This is a genomic window from Streptococcus sp. 2022WUSS083, from assembly GCF_044427155.1.
GTDB lineage: Bacteria > Bacillota > Bacilli > Lactobacillales > Streptococcaceae > Streptococcus > Streptococcus hashimotonensis.
Genome location: NZ_JAOTGK010000010.1, coordinates 1 through 15,279 on the forward strand (window position 1 = coordinate 1; position 15,279 = coordinate 15,279).

General features: G+C 40.5%; 16 protein-coding genes. 2 read left to right on the plus strand and 14 right to left on the minus strand.

Annotated features, from left to right (window positions below):
* Positions 1-211 precede the first annotated feature (211 nt).
* Positions 212-1,246: a hypothetical protein gene (locus ODU41_RS10315; RefSeq protein WP_398578983.1), complete on the plus strand. Its 1,035-nt coding sequence runs from the start codon at positions 212-214 to the stop codon at positions 1,244-1,246.
* Between the two features lie 109 nt (positions 1,247-1,355).
* Here ODU41_RS10315 and ODU41_RS10320 read toward each other — a convergent pair whose 3' ends face one another.
* The 12 genes from ODU41_RS10320 to ODU41_RS10375 all read right to left on the minus strand — a co-directional run bounded on the left by ODU41_RS10320 (position 1,356) and on the right by ODU41_RS10375 (position 13,041).
* Entirely contained in the window at positions 1,356-2,591 is a 1,236-nt protein-coding gene (locus tag ODU41_RS10320) for a DNA cytosine methyltransferase (RefSeq protein ID WP_044667924.1), read from the minus strand.
* Between the two features lie 74 nt (positions 2,592-2,665).
* Positions 2,666-5,317: a valine--tRNA ligase gene (locus ODU41_RS10325; protein ID WP_398578984.1), complete on the minus strand. Its 2,652-nt coding sequence runs from the start codon at positions 5,315-5,317 to the stop codon at positions 2,666-2,668.
* A gap of 116 nt (positions 5,318-5,433) precedes the next feature.
* Positions 5,434-6,009 (minus strand): shikimate kinase, encoded by a 576-nt coding sequence (locus ODU41_RS10330; RefSeq protein ID WP_023369508.1) that lies wholly within the window; start codon positions 6,007-6,009, stop codon positions 5,434-5,436.
* A complete protein-coding gene (locus tag ODU41_RS10335) occupies positions 6,006-6,395 on the minus strand; it encodes a VOC family protein (protein ID WP_398578985.1) in 390 nt (129 codons plus the stop codon). The genes ODU41_RS10330 and ODU41_RS10335 overlap by 4 nt, the downstream gene beginning before the upstream one ends.
* Before the next feature lie 241 nt (positions 6,396-6,636).
* The gene (locus ODU41_RS10340) at positions 6,637-7,023 is read right to left on the minus strand and encodes a helix-hairpin-helix domain-containing protein (RefSeq protein ID WP_024389440.1); all 387 of its coding nucleotides are present in this window, start codon (positions 7,021-7,023) and stop codon (positions 6,637-6,639) included.
* Positions 7,024-7,043: 20 nt separating this feature from the next.
* Positions 7,044-7,298, minus strand: coding sequence for a DUF1912 family protein (locus tag ODU41_RS10345; RefSeq protein WP_002943432.1), 255 nt, complete (start codon positions 7,296-7,298; stop codon positions 7,044-7,046).
* Between the two features lie 109 nt (positions 7,299-7,407).
* Positions 7,408-8,409, minus strand: coding sequence for an aldose epimerase family protein (locus tag ODU41_RS10350; RefSeq protein WP_398578986.1), 1,002 nt, complete (start codon positions 8,407-8,409; stop codon positions 7,408-7,410).
* Between the two features lie 179 nt (positions 8,410-8,588).
* Entirely contained in the window at positions 8,589-8,990 is a 402-nt protein-coding gene (locus ODU41_RS10355; protein ID WP_105120613.1) for a PTS sugar transporter subunit IIA, read from the minus strand.
* On the minus strand, positions 8,990-9,808 hold the full coding sequence (locus tag ODU41_RS10360) for a PTS system mannose/fructose/sorbose family transporter subunit IID (RefSeq protein ID WP_024394307.1): 819 nt from the start codon (positions 9,806-9,808) through the stop codon (positions 8,990-8,992). Before ODU41_RS10360 ends, ODU41_RS10355 begins: the two co-directional genes overlap by 1 nt.
* The gene (locus tag ODU41_RS10365) at positions 9,795-10,691 is read right to left on the minus strand and encodes a PTS mannose/fructose/sorbose/N-acetylgalactosamine transporter subunit IIC (RefSeq protein WP_024384350.1); all 897 of its coding nucleotides are present in this window, start codon (positions 10,689-10,691) and stop codon (positions 9,795-9,797) included. The genes ODU41_RS10360 and ODU41_RS10365 overlap by 14 nt, the downstream gene beginning before the upstream one ends.
* 38 nt (positions 10,692-10,729) lie before the next feature.
* Entirely contained in the window at positions 10,730-11,215 is a 486-nt protein-coding gene (locus tag ODU41_RS10370) for a PTS sugar transporter subunit IIB (protein WP_004194095.1), read from the minus strand.
* A gap of 53 nt (positions 11,216-11,268) precedes the next feature.
* Positions 11,269-13,041: a beta-galactosidase family protein gene (locus ODU41_RS10375; RefSeq protein WP_044683662.1), complete on the minus strand. Its 1,773-nt coding sequence runs from the start codon at positions 13,039-13,041 to the stop codon at positions 11,269-11,271.
* Positions 13,042-13,262: 221 nt separating this feature from the next.
* Here ODU41_RS10375 and ODU41_RS10380 point away from each other — a divergent pair, with 221 nt between their 5' ends.
* On the plus strand, positions 13,263-13,973 hold the full coding sequence (locus tag ODU41_RS10380; RefSeq protein ID WP_015646515.1) for a GntR family transcriptional regulator: 711 nt from the start codon (positions 13,263-13,265) through the stop codon (positions 13,971-13,973).
* 140 nt (positions 13,974-14,113) lie between these two features.
* Here ODU41_RS10380 and ODU41_RS10385 read toward each other — a convergent pair whose 3' ends face one another.
* Complete coding sequence (locus ODU41_RS10385; RefSeq protein WP_024384348.1) at positions 14,114-14,845, minus strand: GntR family transcriptional regulator; 732 nt, start codon at positions 14,843-14,845, stop codon at positions 14,114-14,116.
* Positions 14,846-14,944: 99 nt separating this feature from the next.
* The gene (locus ODU41_RS10390) at positions 14,945-15,262 is read right to left on the minus strand and encodes a DUF960 domain-containing protein (protein WP_029186355.1); all 318 of its coding nucleotides are present in this window, start codon (positions 15,260-15,262) and stop codon (positions 14,945-14,947) included.
* Positions 15,263-15,279: the final 17 nt, after the last annotated feature.

Sequence of the window (15,279 nt, forward strand, 5' to 3'; positions counted from 1 at the left end):
TACATTTTCATGCCTTTCTAGTTGTTTTGTGGTTATTATAATTATAAAGCATGAAGTGGAAAACGAGCAACTCCTAATTGGAATTGCTCGTTTTTTTATTGTGAGAAGCTAGTTTTTGCCCAGCTTCATCCGACCAAAATCTGAGGATATTGAGTTCACCTTTGAGTTCCCAAAAGATTTCTCTAATGAAACTTCTGAAATAATCAACATATTGTCAAATAAAGGAATAACTGGTACCATCTATACAAAGAAGACTCCTCTTACTGCTAAAAAACAAGGATTTTCCATTTTATCACGCGGAAAATTAGCAAGTGAACAGTCTGTGACACAATTTCAAGATAGAGCTAATGATCGTTTTTATGACTATGCAGCTGGTTATTTTGATATCGATTTTCTAGATAATGATGCAAAAAAAGATTTTATCTCTACTGACAGACAATCAATTCGCTGGGAAGCTGATGAAGAATTGATTGAAATAAAAGACAATCTAAATAAATTGATGGGAATTATCCAGCGAACTTGGCGAAAAAAAAGGGCTGAAGCTAAAGAGAAAAAAGCTAAAGAAATCCAAGAAAAAACTCCTCTCATTATGCAAACTAAACTATCTGAAGAGGACCAGAAAGTCATTGATACAATTGGCAGTAAATTAGAGGATGATAATATAAACATCTCCAATACAGAAAAACAAGAAATTTTAAGTTTAGTTACACAGTCCACTATTTCTTATAAAAAAGATAATAGTGTCTACAAAGAGCTTGTTCCCAAAAACTTTTCCGTTCCTAAAACAGTCGGCGTAAAAATACGTAGACTCCGTGAAGAAATGCTAGAAGCTGCTGAAGATGATAAAGGGACGGATCGCTTTATCCTGACACAAGGTCTCCTACTACGAGCAATGATTGAAAGTACTACAACTACATATCTTAGGCAATACTGGCAAGAAGTAAATAATAATAGTTTAATTTTTAATCAAAATAATCGAATACATAACCTTTCAAAAGAAAGCGATGTTGATGGACTTCCATTTGCGACAAAATATAAATCGCTCATTCTACTTCTAACTCACCACGGTAAGATTGAGCGAAGACGGACTAGTAGCTTAATTAGTGAATTTGATAATGTGCAAGTTGTAAAACATTTGGATTTACTAATGCATGACTCCCAAAACTTTCCACAATTTAATACTTTAAAAGAAATTTGGAATTGTGTTGCACCTCAGTTATTGCTAGCATTTGATAAGATAAGATAAGATAAAATATAAACTTCACTTAATAGAAAAGGCTTAAAATCAATTTTTCTACAAACTTGATTTTAAGCCTTTTTATTATTTCATGAAACTTAGGAAATTACATAAATTCTTAAAACTTCCCTAGTTTCATAATAGTTTCTGCTAATTTTTGACTGAAAATAGGAGGAACAGCATTACCAATTTGAACAAAAGCACTTGTTCTAGAATCTAAAAAATAATAACTATCAGGAAACCCTTGTAAACGGGCTGCTTCTCTCACCGTAATCGACCTGTTTTGATTGATATCTGGATGTATATAATGATGCCCATCTTTTGCTATATGAGCAACTATTGTGTGTGATGGAGACTCCCAAGATAAAGCCTTAAATCTATCCAAAAACTTATCTGTATGGCTATGAGTTTGTAATTTTTTATCAAGCTCATCATATCTTATGTTTTTTCCCTCTTTTTTGGCTGCTGCAACTATAGAATAAATTTTTAAATCATTTTTATTGTTTTTTCTAGCAATATTTTGCGTCAGTGGGAAATCAGCATCCTGTTTAAAATATTTTTTTATATAGTCATTTCCATTTGAAACGTAAAAGTTTTTTTCTTCCCCAGCATTTAAAAATGGTAAATCACTTAACGCACGCTGTGTAGTAACTTCTGGTTCAGTTGATTTTTCAAGTAATTCAAAAAAACTACTCGTAATTTTTTTATATTTCTCTTGGACACCAAAAATTATCAATCTTTCCCTAGACTGTGGGACACCGTAATCCTTAGTGTTCAGAACTCTGTATTCCAAACTATAGCCAGCTTCTAAAAATTCAGCCTCCATTTTTGAAAGCAGACTTTCACCATCTGAATCTTTAAAACTTAGTAACCCCTTTACATTTTCAAAGACAAAAAACTTAGGACTATATCTTTCCAAAAACTTTATATAATACTTATATAAATAAATTCTCTCATCAGAATTTTTCTTTCTGGCATTTCTAGCTCTACCTATGGTAGAATAGGCCTGACATGGTGGTCCACCAATAATACCATCTACTGTTCCCGAAAATTTATCAAAATATTGAAAAATAATTTCTAGATTCTCATCATTGATTTCTAAATTTATTGTCTTTTCCAAAATACTACTTGGAACTTTTGAAAACAACTCATCTTTGCTTATTCTTTTATTCATAAAGTCACGATAAAGAAAAGACCGATCATTACTCTTGAGATAGTGATAGATTTCCCTTAACATTAATGTTTGAGAAGCAGCAGGTTCTTTTTCTACATGTCCCAAAATATTGTAATCCGAGGTCCTAAAACCTTCAGTTAAACCACCCGCTCCGCTAAATAAATCTATAATATTAATCATAATTCTCACCTTATCACCAAGTTAACAAGCTTGCAATATTTTGTCAAGTAATTTGACAAAATTCCTTATTGACTTTACCCTACCAACTTCTTCATCTCTTCAATCCGTCCTACTGTCGCATCGTATTTTGCTTGGTAGTCGGCTTGTTTTTCTTTTTCTTTTTCAACGACTTCTGGTTTGGCGTTGGCGATGAAGCGTTCATTGCTGAGTTTTTTGCCGACCATGTCTAGTTCTTTTTGCCATTTGGCGAGTTCTTTGTCCAGACGAGCCAACTCTTCTTCTACGTTGAGGAGGTCGGCTAGTGGCAAGAAGATTTCAGCACCGGTGATAACGGCTGACATAGCTAGTTCTGGTGCAGCAATGCTTGAGCTGATTTCCAACTGTTCTGGGTTGGTAAAGCGGCGGATGTAGTTTTCATTTGCCTTGAAGAAGACTTCAAGCTCAGTATCCGCTGTCTTAATCAAAATGGTAATCGGCTTAGATGGAGCAACATTCACTTCTGCTCTGCTATTTCGCACCGAACGGATCAAGTCCTTAAGGCTTTCCACTCCCTTGTGAGCTTCCGCATTGTCAAATGCTGGGTTGACAACAGGGTAGGCCGCTACCACGATAGAGCCCTCTGCATACTGAGCGAAGATCTCTTCCGTCACAAACGGCATGATTGGGTGGAGGAGGCGAAGGATTTGGTCCAGCGTGTAGAGAAGGACAGAGCGGGTCATGACTTTCTCAGCCTCGTTGTCGCTATAAAGGACCTCCTTGGTCAGCTCGACATACCAGTTGGCGAACTCTTCCCAGATGAAGTTGTAGAGGATGTGACCAGCCACACCAAACTCGAACTTGTCGAAGTTTTCAGTGACCTTGGCAATGGTTTCGTTGAGGTTGTGGAGAATCCAGCGGTCCGTCACGTTGCCAGCCTCACCAGCTGCAACTTTGGCGACATTGTCACGCGCCGCATCCAAGGTCAAGCCTTCATTGTTCATGAGGATATAGCGGGAAATGTTCCAAATCTTGTTGATGAAGTTCCAAGACGCATCCATCTTCTCATAAGAGAAGCGAACATCTTGACCAGGAGCAGAGCCGTTTGACAAGAACCAACGCAAAGCGTCCGCACCGTATTTCTCGATGACATCCATCGGGTCAATCCCGTTTCCAAGCGACTTGGACATCTTGCGACCTTCTTCGTCACGGATCAAACCGTGGATCAACACGTTCTTGAAGGGCTGACGGCCTGTGAACTCAAGCGATTGGAAAATCATCCGCGACACCCAGAAGAAGATGATGTCGTAGCCTGTTACCAAGGTTGAGGTTGGGAAGTAACGTTGGAAGTCCGCCGCGTTTTCGTCAGGCCATCCCATGGTTGAGAATGGCCAAAGGGCAGAGCTGAACCAGGTATCTAGGACATCCTCATCCTGTACCCAACCGTCACCTGCTGGAGCCTCTTCTCCGACGTACATTTCGCCAGATTCGTTATACCATGCTGGAATCTGATGACCCCACCAAAGCTGACGCGAGATAACCCAGTCGTGTACATTTTCCATCCATTGTAGGAAGGTATCATTAAAGCGTGGTGGGTAGAATTCTACCTTATCGGCTGTGTCTTGGTTGGCAATGGCATTCTTCGCCAACTGGTCCATCTTAACAAACCACTGGGTTGACAAGCGTGGCTCGACTACAACTCCTGTACGTTCAGAGTGTCCAACAGAATGCACACGGTTTTCGATTTCCACAAGAGCACCCAGCTCTTGTAACTTAGCAACTGTTGCCTTACGAGCTTCAAAGCGGTCCATACCTGCAAATTCACCCGCCAACTCGTTCATAGTACCGTCGTCGTTCATAACATTGACTTGTGGCAGATTGTGGCGCTGACCGACAAGGAAGTCATTTGGATCGTGGGCAGGAGTGATTTTCACAACCCCTGTACCAAATTCTGGATCTGCATGTTCATCCGCAACGATTGGAATTGGCTTGTTTACGATTGGCAGGATAACATTTTTACCAATCAAGTCCTTGTAACGTGGGTCTTCTGGGTTAACTGCAACCGCAACGTCCCCAAACATGGTTTCAGGACGGGTTGTCGCAACTTGAAGGGCACGTGAGCCGTCTTCTAGCATATAGGTCATATGGTAGAAAGCACCTTCTACGTCCTTGTGGATAACTTCAATATCAGAAAGGGCTGTGCGAGCCGCTGGATCCCAGTTGATGATAAATTCGCCACGGTAGATCCAGCCTTTTTTGTAGAGTTCTACAAAGACCTTGCGAACGGCTTTCGACAAACCTTCGTCCAGCGTGAAGCGGTCACGTTGGTAGTCCAAAGACAGACCCAACTTACCCCATTGCTCACGAATAGTCGCTGCGTACTCATCCTTCCATTCCCAGACTTTGTCGAGGAATTTCTCCCGCCCCAAGTCATAACGGGTCACGCCTTGCTCCCGCAAGCGTTCCTCAACCTTAGCCTGTGTGGCAATCCCCGCGTGGTCCATACCTGGAAGCCAGAGGGTATCAAATCCCTGCATGCGTTTTTGTCGGATGATGATATCTTGAAGGGTGGTATCCCAAGCGTGTCCTAAGTGCAACTTACCTGTGACGTTTGGCGGCGGAATGACGATTGAATAAGGCTTGGCCTCCGCATCGCCTGACGGCTTAAAGACATCTTGGTCCAACCAAGTTTGGTAACGACCAGCCTCAACCTCGGCTGGATTGTATTTTGGTGATAATTCTTTTAACATTAGTTTTTCTCCTTTAGTATTTTTTAAGAAAATTGGTTTATACTATCCTCAAGCTAGAAATAGCAAAACTTTTCTTTTTCATATAATCTCCTAGAAATAGTCAGTCCTTAGGCTGGCTATTTCGTTTGTTCTTGCTCAAGCTCCTCCATTTTTTGGATAATCAGTTGAGCTACATCATTAGCAGTAAGGTGGGTATTATTAATTTTGAGATAATGCTGAATGCCCTCTGGAATGCCTAATGAGGTATATTGACATGTATCAGCTGTAGAGAGAATCTCAGCCTCTGAAACTTCAATGTGTCGTTTCAAAGGTTTATGGGTAAGTCGATTTTCTGTCCGATTACGCCGCAGACGTTCTTCCAAAGCAGTCTCCAACTCAACAAATAAAATTTCCTGACCATGATAATGAAAAATCGTCTGAACAGTTGTAAGGAATTGAACCTCTATGAGATTTTTAAAATTAATCAAGGCAGTTCCGATTAGTGGGCGGCCTGACCTAGCAAACACATCATAAACAGCAAATGTAATACGTGTATTGAGGTCAAACATATCCTCAGAAAATTCAGGAATAAAACGTAGGCTAAAATCAATCGAATCGTGATTATGAAAGAGGGTCATCCCTGTCAATTTCGCAACTTCCTGCCCAACGGTCATCTTGCCAGAAGCTTGTGCTCCAATAATAATTAGATTCATCTTGCCTCCCCCACCAACTCTATCTTAATCCCATCTGGGTCTTCCAAATAGAGGGCATAGTGATCTGATCCTCCTGCGTGGGGATAGCGGTCATCGTAGAGCAGTTTGACTCGTCTGGTCAAAAATTCCTTCCGCCATTGGTCAATCTCATCAGGTGTTCCCGCATGAAAGGCTAGATGATTGAGACCTGTGCGGCACCGGTGATAGCCTGCCTCTAGGAAATCCTCTGGCGTTTGGACAAAGACCAGGTATTGCTCTGCTTTTTTATAAGACAGCCCTTTATCCCACTCCTGATAGAGCGAGTAGCCCAGCTTGGTCAGGAGAAAGTCGTAAAATGCACGCGAGGTTTCCAAATTAGAAACGTAAATTTCAACATGATGTAACATATTTTCTCCTTTCCAAATGAAAATCCCCGCCTAGACTTGCTAGACAGGGACGAAGTTATTCCGCGGTACCACCCTTGTTCAGATACATTATCTGCACTTTGCTTATTCGATTCACATCATCAGCAACCAGTTTTGACATTTGTGCGGATTTCTCAGTACCACCGCTTCCTGTGACAAATGGAGATCAAAACACCTCTGAATGGCTTTATTGTAACAAATTGCACCTTGAAAAGCAAGGGATTTAAGCTTTCAACTCAATCCCTTTTTCTTTCAACTGCTTGATAGTTGCAGGCCCGATACCTTTAAGTGCCAATAGCTCTTTCTCGGTATAGTTTGCAAAATCAGCCACAGATTGAATACCTGCTTCGTAGAAGGTTTCCAAACGTGCTGCCGCAATGCCTTCCAACTCAGGAAGCGCCAAAAAGTCTTCCAATGAAGTCGCTGAAGAAGTCACTTCTGCTACAACTTCTTTCACTTGTTCCACAGCATGCTCTACTACAGCCTCAGCCTTGTGAGCAACTGTCTCTACTACCTCTGCAGCTCTTTCAAGACCTACACGGCCTGCACGTTTCAAGTCTGCTAATTGTTTTTTCAAAACTTTTTTACGATTTACTTTCTTTTTTCCCATTTTTCATCTCTCCCGTCTGATTAATAATGCCTTTGACCAAACAACTCATCTGGTAAATCATGAAAACCTTTACCAGCATGGTAGTTAGCAAATTTTCCTTGGATAAAGCGATAAGCATCTAGCTTACTTTCGTAACGGATGTAGGCATCCGCCGCACGCTCATCCTTGTCTTCTTCCAAGACACGACGACTTTCTTCAACCGCCATCTCGTTTACCATGACCTGAGTGTTGACCCAAGCCTCAAATTCTTTTAAAAATTCTTGTTCTTTTGTCATTATTTTCCTCTTTCGCCTGCTTCGATTGAAACACACCGGTTTATTATACCATATTTTCTAGAAAACACAAGAAAACCCTAACTGTAACACAGTTAGAGTCCCCATTTTTTTACCAAGTAAAACGATAGGTCGTTTTAGACAAAAATTCTTCTCCTTGTTCTAACAAAATCGAACCAAATCCATCGACATTGCATGCATTTGGCAGGGCCTGACACTCCATACTGAAGACACCATGGTAACAGGCCAAAGCTTCAACAGGAAAATTATATGTATATATAACGACCGCAGGCTGGTTGGTTTTGACACTGAGTCCAATTTTCCCATCTGGACTCAAAACTTCTACCGGAATATCCACCTCTTCCAATAACCATGGGTGGTCATAGCCTTTTACCAACACATTTTGAGGATATTGGCTATCAAATCCCTGAGCAAAAGGCGCCAAATCTCTAAAATCAAACGGCGTCCCTGTCACATCTTCTAAGACACCCGTGGGCAGATTATCCTCCCCAAGCGGAGCATAGTGATTGGCAGCAATTTTAATACGGTGCTCGGCAACTGACCGTTGAAAATCACCAGTCAAGTTGAAATAGATATGGTTGGTCGGATTAAAAATCGTATCCTTATCTGATACAGCCTGGTAGTCAACTGTCAATTCATTTTTATCCGTCAAACAATAAATAGCCTTGACCCTCACATCACCAGGAAAGCCATTAAAACTATCTTTTAGGACCATACCAAAGGTCACTTGATTTCTCTCATGGTCTAGCTCAACGTCCCAGTACTGCTCATTTGCCGTGTCAACCCCACCGTGTAGAGTCCTACCAGGTTCATTTTCTGTGAACTGATAACTGGTTCCCTTTATCTCAGCCTTGGCTCCTGAAATACGCCCCGCTACTGGGATAATTGTTGAACCAGGGTACAAATCTGTCTTGCGGTAATCATCATCCGACTTGGCAGCCAAACTGACATTCCGTAGACCGCCATTTTCTTCTACTGGCAAAAGCACTTCCACCACTCTAGCTCCAAAATCCGTCAAGGTTACCTGCATCCCATTCTTGTTTTCCAAGCAATACAGTTTTGCTTGTCCACCAAATGTTTTTACTTCAATCATTTCTTTTCCTCACAAGCCAAATGAGGGAGTCACTATTGTAACTCCCTCAGGATACTTAAAGCCTATCAACTATAGAACATTTTATAATTAACGAAAATCAAATCCGTCTGTAACAATCGGCTGAGTTAGCCTCACTCTCTTATTTCTAGGCTCGGGCTGAAAAACTCCACTGGAGTTTTTCACTCATCGTCATCTTCATCACTTGTTAATAGACTATTGACATGAACTAGGTTGCTTGTCCCAAATTCTACATAATCCACAGCCTCTCCCAGCAGGACGCCGTTCAAGAAACCGATAACCATTGGCATGTTCATCCCTGCATAGAGGTCAAACTGCCCACCTTCAATCAATTTTCGTGATACGACGTTGGCTGGTGTACCGCCCAACAAGTCTGCGAAGACAACAAAATCTTCCAATCCTGCAATTATTTCTTCAAATTTTTTCTGGAAGTCTTCTGGACCTTCTTCTGGTAATAAAGCTACTGTGTAGATGTCCTCTTGAGGACCCATAATCATTTCAGTAGATTTTTTCAACTCCTCGCAGAAGATACCATGACTTACTAATACTAAACTTCTAGTCATTATGCCATACCAAATGCAAACTTACCAATAAATGACAAGCAAAGAGCAAGCGCAATGATAATCAAGATGGCTTTAGTCGAAGTCATGCCACGACGACCGAGCAACCAGAATACAAAACCTGTAAAGACAGCTGGAACAAGGCGAGGGAAGATTGTGTTGAGCAAGTCTTGAATGTCAATCACTTTCTCACCTACAGTTGGAGCCCAAGTCACTTCAAAGTTAATCATAGTTGCAATCAAGGCACCCATCATGAAGACACCCATGACTGAAGCAGCATCAACAAGAGCTGTCAAGCGATCACGCATGGTTGTAATCAACTTAGTACCTTCTTTGTAGGCAACTTCCAACTGTTTCCAACGGAAGATGTCATAAACCACTGCTACTGCTACCCAAAGGAAGATACCCCAAGGCTGACCTTGAGCCGCCATAGTTGCTGCAACAGTACCCATGATAGCTGGTACCAATGAACCAAAGATTGAGTCACCAATTGGGGCAAATGGTCCCATCAAACCAGTTTTAATACCGTTAACCGCATCTTTAGAAGCCACACCGTCACTTTCTTCAAGTGCCAAGTCAATACCTGTGATGATGGTATGGAAGAATGGTGAAGTATTGAAGAACTGAGTATGCAATTTCATCATTTCCTTCAACTCAGGAGTACCATCTCCATACATTTTACGCAATTGTGGCAAAATCATGTAGAGGTAGCCAGATGCCTGCATCCGCTCATAGTTCCAACCAAGTTGGAAAGTGAACAAGCTACGTTTGTTGATTTGATTAAAATCTTCTTTTGTTAATTTGTAATTAGATTTCGTCATCTTCAATTTCCCCACTTTCTGAATTTGATGGAGCAACCACAGTTACTTTTTGGCTATTTTTGAAGTGAATCACTGAAAGGAATGCACCCACAATAGCGATACCAATCATTGACAAACCTTTGAAGTTATTGACAAAGCTTACGCCTGCATCTTCAGGAAGAGTGCCAACGATACCAGCAACTGCACCACCCAAAGCCGATACGTTACCGTAAAGAACAGTCAACATAGCTGTAAGAGCGAAACCTACCGCCAAGTAGTGAAGGTTACGTTTAAGTGGAAGATAGTGAAGTAAGATTGCAAAACCAAGACCTGGAAGCATACGAGCTGCAAGCGTCAAACCGTTGGCAATCCATTGGTATTGTTCAATAGTCTTAACCATTGCATCTACAAACTCACCACCAAAAGCAAGGGCAAGGAAAACTGGAAGTGCACGAGAAAGTGCCCAAGGAATTGCACCAAGCAGGTAGTTGCGTTCAATACCAGCATAGTCAAAGCGTTCAATCGCCGCATCTACACGGTGTGCAAAGAAAGTAGTTGAGAAACGACCAGCAATATCTGTATAAACAAGAAGTGCTGCTACTGGAACTGCGATAGTAGCTACTGCAAGTTCAGGGTCAATACCTTGTGATACTGAGAAGGCTGTTGCCAATACCGCACCTGAAGTTGCATCAATACGAGATGCACCACCAAAAGTACCTACACCAAGCACCATCAACTGCAAGCTAGCACCAATTGCCAAACCTGTTGTCATATCGCCCATGATTAAACCAGTGATAAACCCTGCAAAGACTGGTGAACCTGCTGACGATACAATTGTCAGCTCATCACAAATCTGGTAAGCAGAGTAGAGCGTTAGAAGTAATATTTGCCACCATTGCATAATAGTGATCCTCCTTTAAATTTTTCAAAAATATCCGAATGTTATCTAACCTTATCCAATAATGGCATAAAGTCTTTTGGTGAATCGCCAGGTACCATTTGTGCAAATAATTTTACACCCTTAGCCGCCAAGGCATCAAAATCTGCAATATCCTTATCTACAACGTTAATAGAACGAGTTACAGAACGAGTTTCCGGAGTTTGAGACATATTCCCTACGTTCAACTCTGGGAGCTCAACCCCGTACTCTACCAAGCGAAGGAAGTTTTCTGGACGACGAGCAACAATCAAGAGACGTTGACTATCATACTTGCCCTCCTTAATATTATTAGCAGCCTTTTCGATCGGTAAAATCGATAATTTTACGCCTGGAGGACAGGCTAATTTCAGTCCTTGTTTTTCAATGTCATTTTGAGCAACAGCATCATCGATAACCATGATACGACCTATGTTCAATTTCGTCGTCCATAAGTTAGCAACCTGACCGTGGATCAAACGACCATCAATACGCGTAGCAATAATTGCCATACAGTGTTCTCCTTTTCTTCATAAATCTTTTGAGCAGAAACCGATTAAAATTTCTACAAGTCTTTTATAACGGGTCTTTGTGAAAAATGAATCTTCTCTCTATATTTTCCTTCTGTCTCGAAGACAATTATTTCATTCGCTCCTTTCTTTAAGTATCCTTTTGGAATATAGAGATAGAGGATTGGTCCTTTTTCCCAAAAACGTCCAATATTTACATTATTAACGAAAACAACTCCCTTACCAAAACCTGTCATGTCTAAGTAAGTATCCGCAAGTTCATCCAGTTCAAACTGATAACGATAGAAAGCAGCTTGACCTTCCTCCCAGCCCTTACTAAAATCCAGGTCCTCAACTGAATCAAGAGGCAAAGGATAGGTTTCCCAATGACCAATAAAATGTAAATCAGCCATCGCACCTCGACCAAGCCCTTTAGACTGGGTAGGAGCCGTTAGTTTGTGCCCATAATTGACACGTCCCATATTTTCTACCAAAATATCTAATGTTAGCTTGTCATCTTTAAAATCCAATTCAACATCGTCACCAATCTCTGTCTGATACTGAGTTGCAACGAATTTTCCATCTGCATAAATTTGGATACGGTCACGCGCATCAACCACTCGGAAACGTTCCGCTTCTGTCTTATCCCGCTCCAACTCTGTTCTATATAAAATATAACCTGTTGACTGATCAAGTTCTTCCATATTCTTAGGATAAAACCCTTTTACGCAACCGCTTACATTTTCTATAGTAGCAAATAGACTCACCTTATCATGGAGCGACACATCTGAAAAAGCTTTTGCCTCTTTTACAAGCGGTTCTGCATACTCTAATTCAGGATAGACTTCTTTCAAACGTTGTTGCAAAATATAGAACTTCTTAGTAGGATTTCCAGCTTCATCCAATATAGCATCATAATCATAAGAAGTTACCTGAGGCAAATCAATTTGACCACGAGCAGAGCAACCATTCATGAAACCAAAATTTGTTCCACCATGGAACATGTACAGATTCAAGGAGCCCAATTCGATACATTCCATAACCGAATCAACCATTTCTTCCGGCTCTCTACGAATAATTTCATCGCCCCAACGATTGAACCAACCATCCCAAAATTCCATACACATGAGTGGCCAATTCTTCTGATGTTCATTAAAGAATGCCGTCATATTTGCAAAATTCTCTCTAGCTTTAGAACCAAAGTTTCCTGTTACAAATACATCGTCCTCTATCAGTGTTCCTGCACGTAATGTTGCTCGCCAAGAACCGTCCGAGGTAAACAAGGGAGCAGTTAGACCATGTTTACGCATCAAGCCAGCCACCGATCTTAGATACTCCTTCTCCTCACCATAAGAGCCATACTCATTTTCCACTTGGAACATAAGTACATTTCCACCCTGTGCGAGTTGGAGCTTGGCCAATTTAGGAATAAGAGAAGCGTAATATTCATCTAAGTGCTGCAAGTACACCGAATCACTCGAACGTACTCTAAGCTCTTCCTTCATCAACCAAGCAGGGAGGCCACCCCATTCCCATTCCGCACAAATATAAGGGGAAGGACGTACAATTGCATAAAGCCCTAATTCTTGAGCCAATTTCAAAAATCGCTCAATATCTAATATACCCTCGTAACAAAACTCACCCTTTCGAGGTTCATGCATATTCCAAGGGACATAGGTTTCAACCGTATTAAAACCAAGGGCCTTTAAGTTATACAAAGAATGGTACCAATCATCAGGATGGACACGAAAATAATGAATCGCGCCTGATAAAATCTTAAAGGGTTCACCGTCCAAATAAAATTGGTCTCCAATATAAAATTCTTTCATTTCTTCCTCCGATGCAACCGCTTACCTTTCTATTAATATACTAACACTTCTTTGTGGTTATGTCCAGTACTTTTTAAAAAATTTTTACTTTTTTTTACAAACACATCTAATTCATCAGTCAAAAAGGGATTACATCTATTTTTTTTGTGGATTCCAGCTATATTTTTTGATTTCCATCAATTAATTTAGTATAATGAGCCATGGAAAGGAAGGAAATAAGTATGAAAGTACCTAAGTACCAGCTTATACAAAACGACTTACGCCAGCAAATTATCTCTGGCAAATTTGAAAATGGCGACAAATTTTACACAGAATCTGAATTAACAAAACTATTTAACGTTAGCTCTATTACCGTTATTCGTGCAGTAAACGAACTAGTTAAAGACGGCTACCTCGTTCGTCAACAAGGTAAAGGAACCTTTGTATCCCGTTCACGCAAAGGACGTCTTGTAGAATTTTCTGATATTGAGATTTTTCCTATGGATAAGGATAAGGTTACTGTTCTCTCGTGCGAAAAAGGCAATAAACCCGATATCCTTGAAAAACTAAATCTTGACAAGAATGAGTTTTATTATAAAATTGTACGCGTCCGTGCAGCAGAAGACACTCCATACATCTTCCACAATTCATACATCCCTCAACGATATATCCAGAATCCAGATGCTCCACTCGAGCACTATCAATCAATCTATCAACGCTTTAAACTGGACTACAATATCCACATGTCCGAGGAACCATTTGTAGAAACGAATGAAATTGTCAGCCCATGTCCAAAAGAGGTTGCCACTCATTTGAAATTAAAAGCGACTGAACCAGCTGTACTACAAAACAAAACAACTACTAACAGTACTAGCGGTGAAGTGATGGAATATACTGAAACTTACAAACACTGGAAGTATTACAAATTTGAAATTACAGCCAATCATCGCTAAAAAAACGCAGACTAACGTCCGCGTTTTTTTCATACCCAATAACAATCAAAAGTAGCCTAGGAAATAAAGCCGAAGATAGAACTGGATTTCATCAAGGTAAGTTGACAACGAATAATCTTGATTTTCGAAGAGTATTAATTCTAATATCCCCGTTGATGGGTAATCTTGTAACGAAACTGGTCCGCTCTAGCAATACTAAACGTAAACTCGATAATTCTATTCTTATCATTATAGGTTTTTCTTACCAAATGAAGTACTGGACTATTACTTGGAATTCCGAGTATCTTAGCTTCATTATCCAAAGCAATACTTGCATAGAACTCTTCTTCTGCCAAACGAATCACCTGATGATAATCCTCTGAGAAAATTTCATACAAGGGAGTTGACATCATTCGCTGAGCAGCTAATCCAGGAAATAGCGAGGCAGGAACATATGTCCTTTCCAACATCATCGGAACCTCATCTGCAAGTCTCAAACGTTCAACTTCAAACACTTCCTCACCCTGACTAAGTTGTAGATGCTGCGCAATATAGTCCGACGCCTTAACCAATTCAAAGGATAAAATCGATGTCCTAGGTACTTTCCCAATTTTTTTCATTTGCTCAGTAAAGCTATAGGCCTGAGACAAATCAACTGCAGTATCTGAAATCTCAGATACATAGGTTCCCTTACCATGCTTCTTATAGACTAAGCCACGTTTTTCCAATTCTTGCAAAGCCAAACGAACTGTAATACGACTGACACCATAAACCTGTGTCAACTCACGCTCTGAAAATAACTTGTCATTCGGAGCCATCCTCTCACGAATTGCAACTTCCAATTCATCAACCAACTGCAAATAGAGAGGTTTCTCAACAGTTTGACTAACCATAGACTCCTCCTTTCTAACCCACATAAGCTTACAAATCTATTTTACACCAAATTTCATATATTAACAATATCTTAGGTGATAAAATACCAGCTCTTCAAGCTAAAGCAAGGTCACCTCATCTGGCAAAGTAATGGTCTCTTTTCCCTGCTTGTCCATTACCAAGATTGTTGAGGGATAAAAAGGATCAAAACGACTACCTAAATCTACAGCCAGTACATTTTTATAACCTTCCTGCGAAAAGACCAACGTAATCTTACCACGACGATTTTTGATAGAAAAACGGATTACATTTTTCAAAGGAATAACTCCTTTTAAGTAGTGATCAATAACATACCAGAAACTATCAATCACTTCCCCAGGAAGCGAGGTCACAACTCCAAAACTTGCATAGCGCCCATTTGTTTGTTCAAAGGCCATAAGTCCCTCCTTTACAA

Excerpts from the sequence above, each read along its gene's own strand:
- ODU41_RS10320 (WP_044667924.1), bottom strand. The coding sequence starts at position 2,591 with ATGATTAATATTATAGATTTATTTAGCGGAGCGGGTGGTTTAACTGAA.
- ODU41_RS10325 (WP_398578984.1), bottom strand. The coding sequence starts at position 5,317 with ATGTTAAAAGAATTATCACCAAAATACAATCCAGCCGAGGTTGAGGCT.
- ODU41_RS10330 (WP_023369508.1), bottom strand. The coding sequence starts at position 6,009 with ATGAATCTAATTATTATTGGAGCACAAGCTTCTGGCAAGATGACCGTT.
- ODU41_RS10335 (WP_398578985.1), bottom strand. The coding sequence starts at position 6,395 with ATGTTACATCATGTTGAAATTTACGTTTCTAATTTGGAAACCTCGCGT.
- ODU41_RS10340 (WP_024389440.1), bottom strand. The coding sequence starts at position 7,023 with ATGGGAAAAAAGAAAGTAAATCGTAAAAAAGTTTTGAAAAAACAATTA.
- ODU41_RS10345 (WP_002943432.1), bottom strand. The coding sequence starts at position 7,298 with ATGACAAAAGAACAAGAATTTTTAAAAGAATTTGAGGCTTGGGTCAAC.
- ODU41_RS10350 (WP_398578986.1), bottom strand. The coding sequence starts at position 8,409 with ATGATTGAAGTAAAAACATTTGGTGGACAAGCAAAACTGTATTGCTTG.
- ODU41_RS10355 (WP_105120613.1), bottom strand. The coding sequence starts at position 8,990 with ATGACTAGAAGTTTAGTATTAGTAAGTCATGGTATCTTCTGCGAGGAG.
- ODU41_RS10360 (WP_024394307.1), bottom strand. The coding sequence starts at position 9,808 with ATGACGAAATCTAATTACAAATTAACAAAAGAAGATTTTAATCAAATC.
- ODU41_RS10370 (WP_004194095.1), bottom strand. The coding sequence starts at position 11,215 with ATGGCAATTATTGCTACGCGTATTGATGGTCGTTTGATCCACGGTCAG.
- ODU41_RS10375 (WP_044683662.1), bottom strand. The coding sequence starts at position 13,041 with ATGAAAGAATTTTATATTGGAGACCAATTTTATTTGGACGGTGAACCC.
- ODU41_RS10380 (WP_015646515.1), top strand. The coding sequence starts at position 13,263 with ATGAAAGTACCTAAGTACCAGCTTATACAAAACGACTTACGCCAGCAA.
- ODU41_RS10385 (WP_024384348.1), bottom strand. The coding sequence starts at position 14,845 with ATGGTTAGTCAAACTGTTGAGAAACCTCTCTATTTGCAGTTGGTTGAT.
- ODU41_RS10390 (WP_029186355.1), bottom strand. The coding sequence starts at position 15,262 with ATGGCCTTTGAACAAACAAATGGGCGCTATGCAAGTTTTGGAGTTGTG.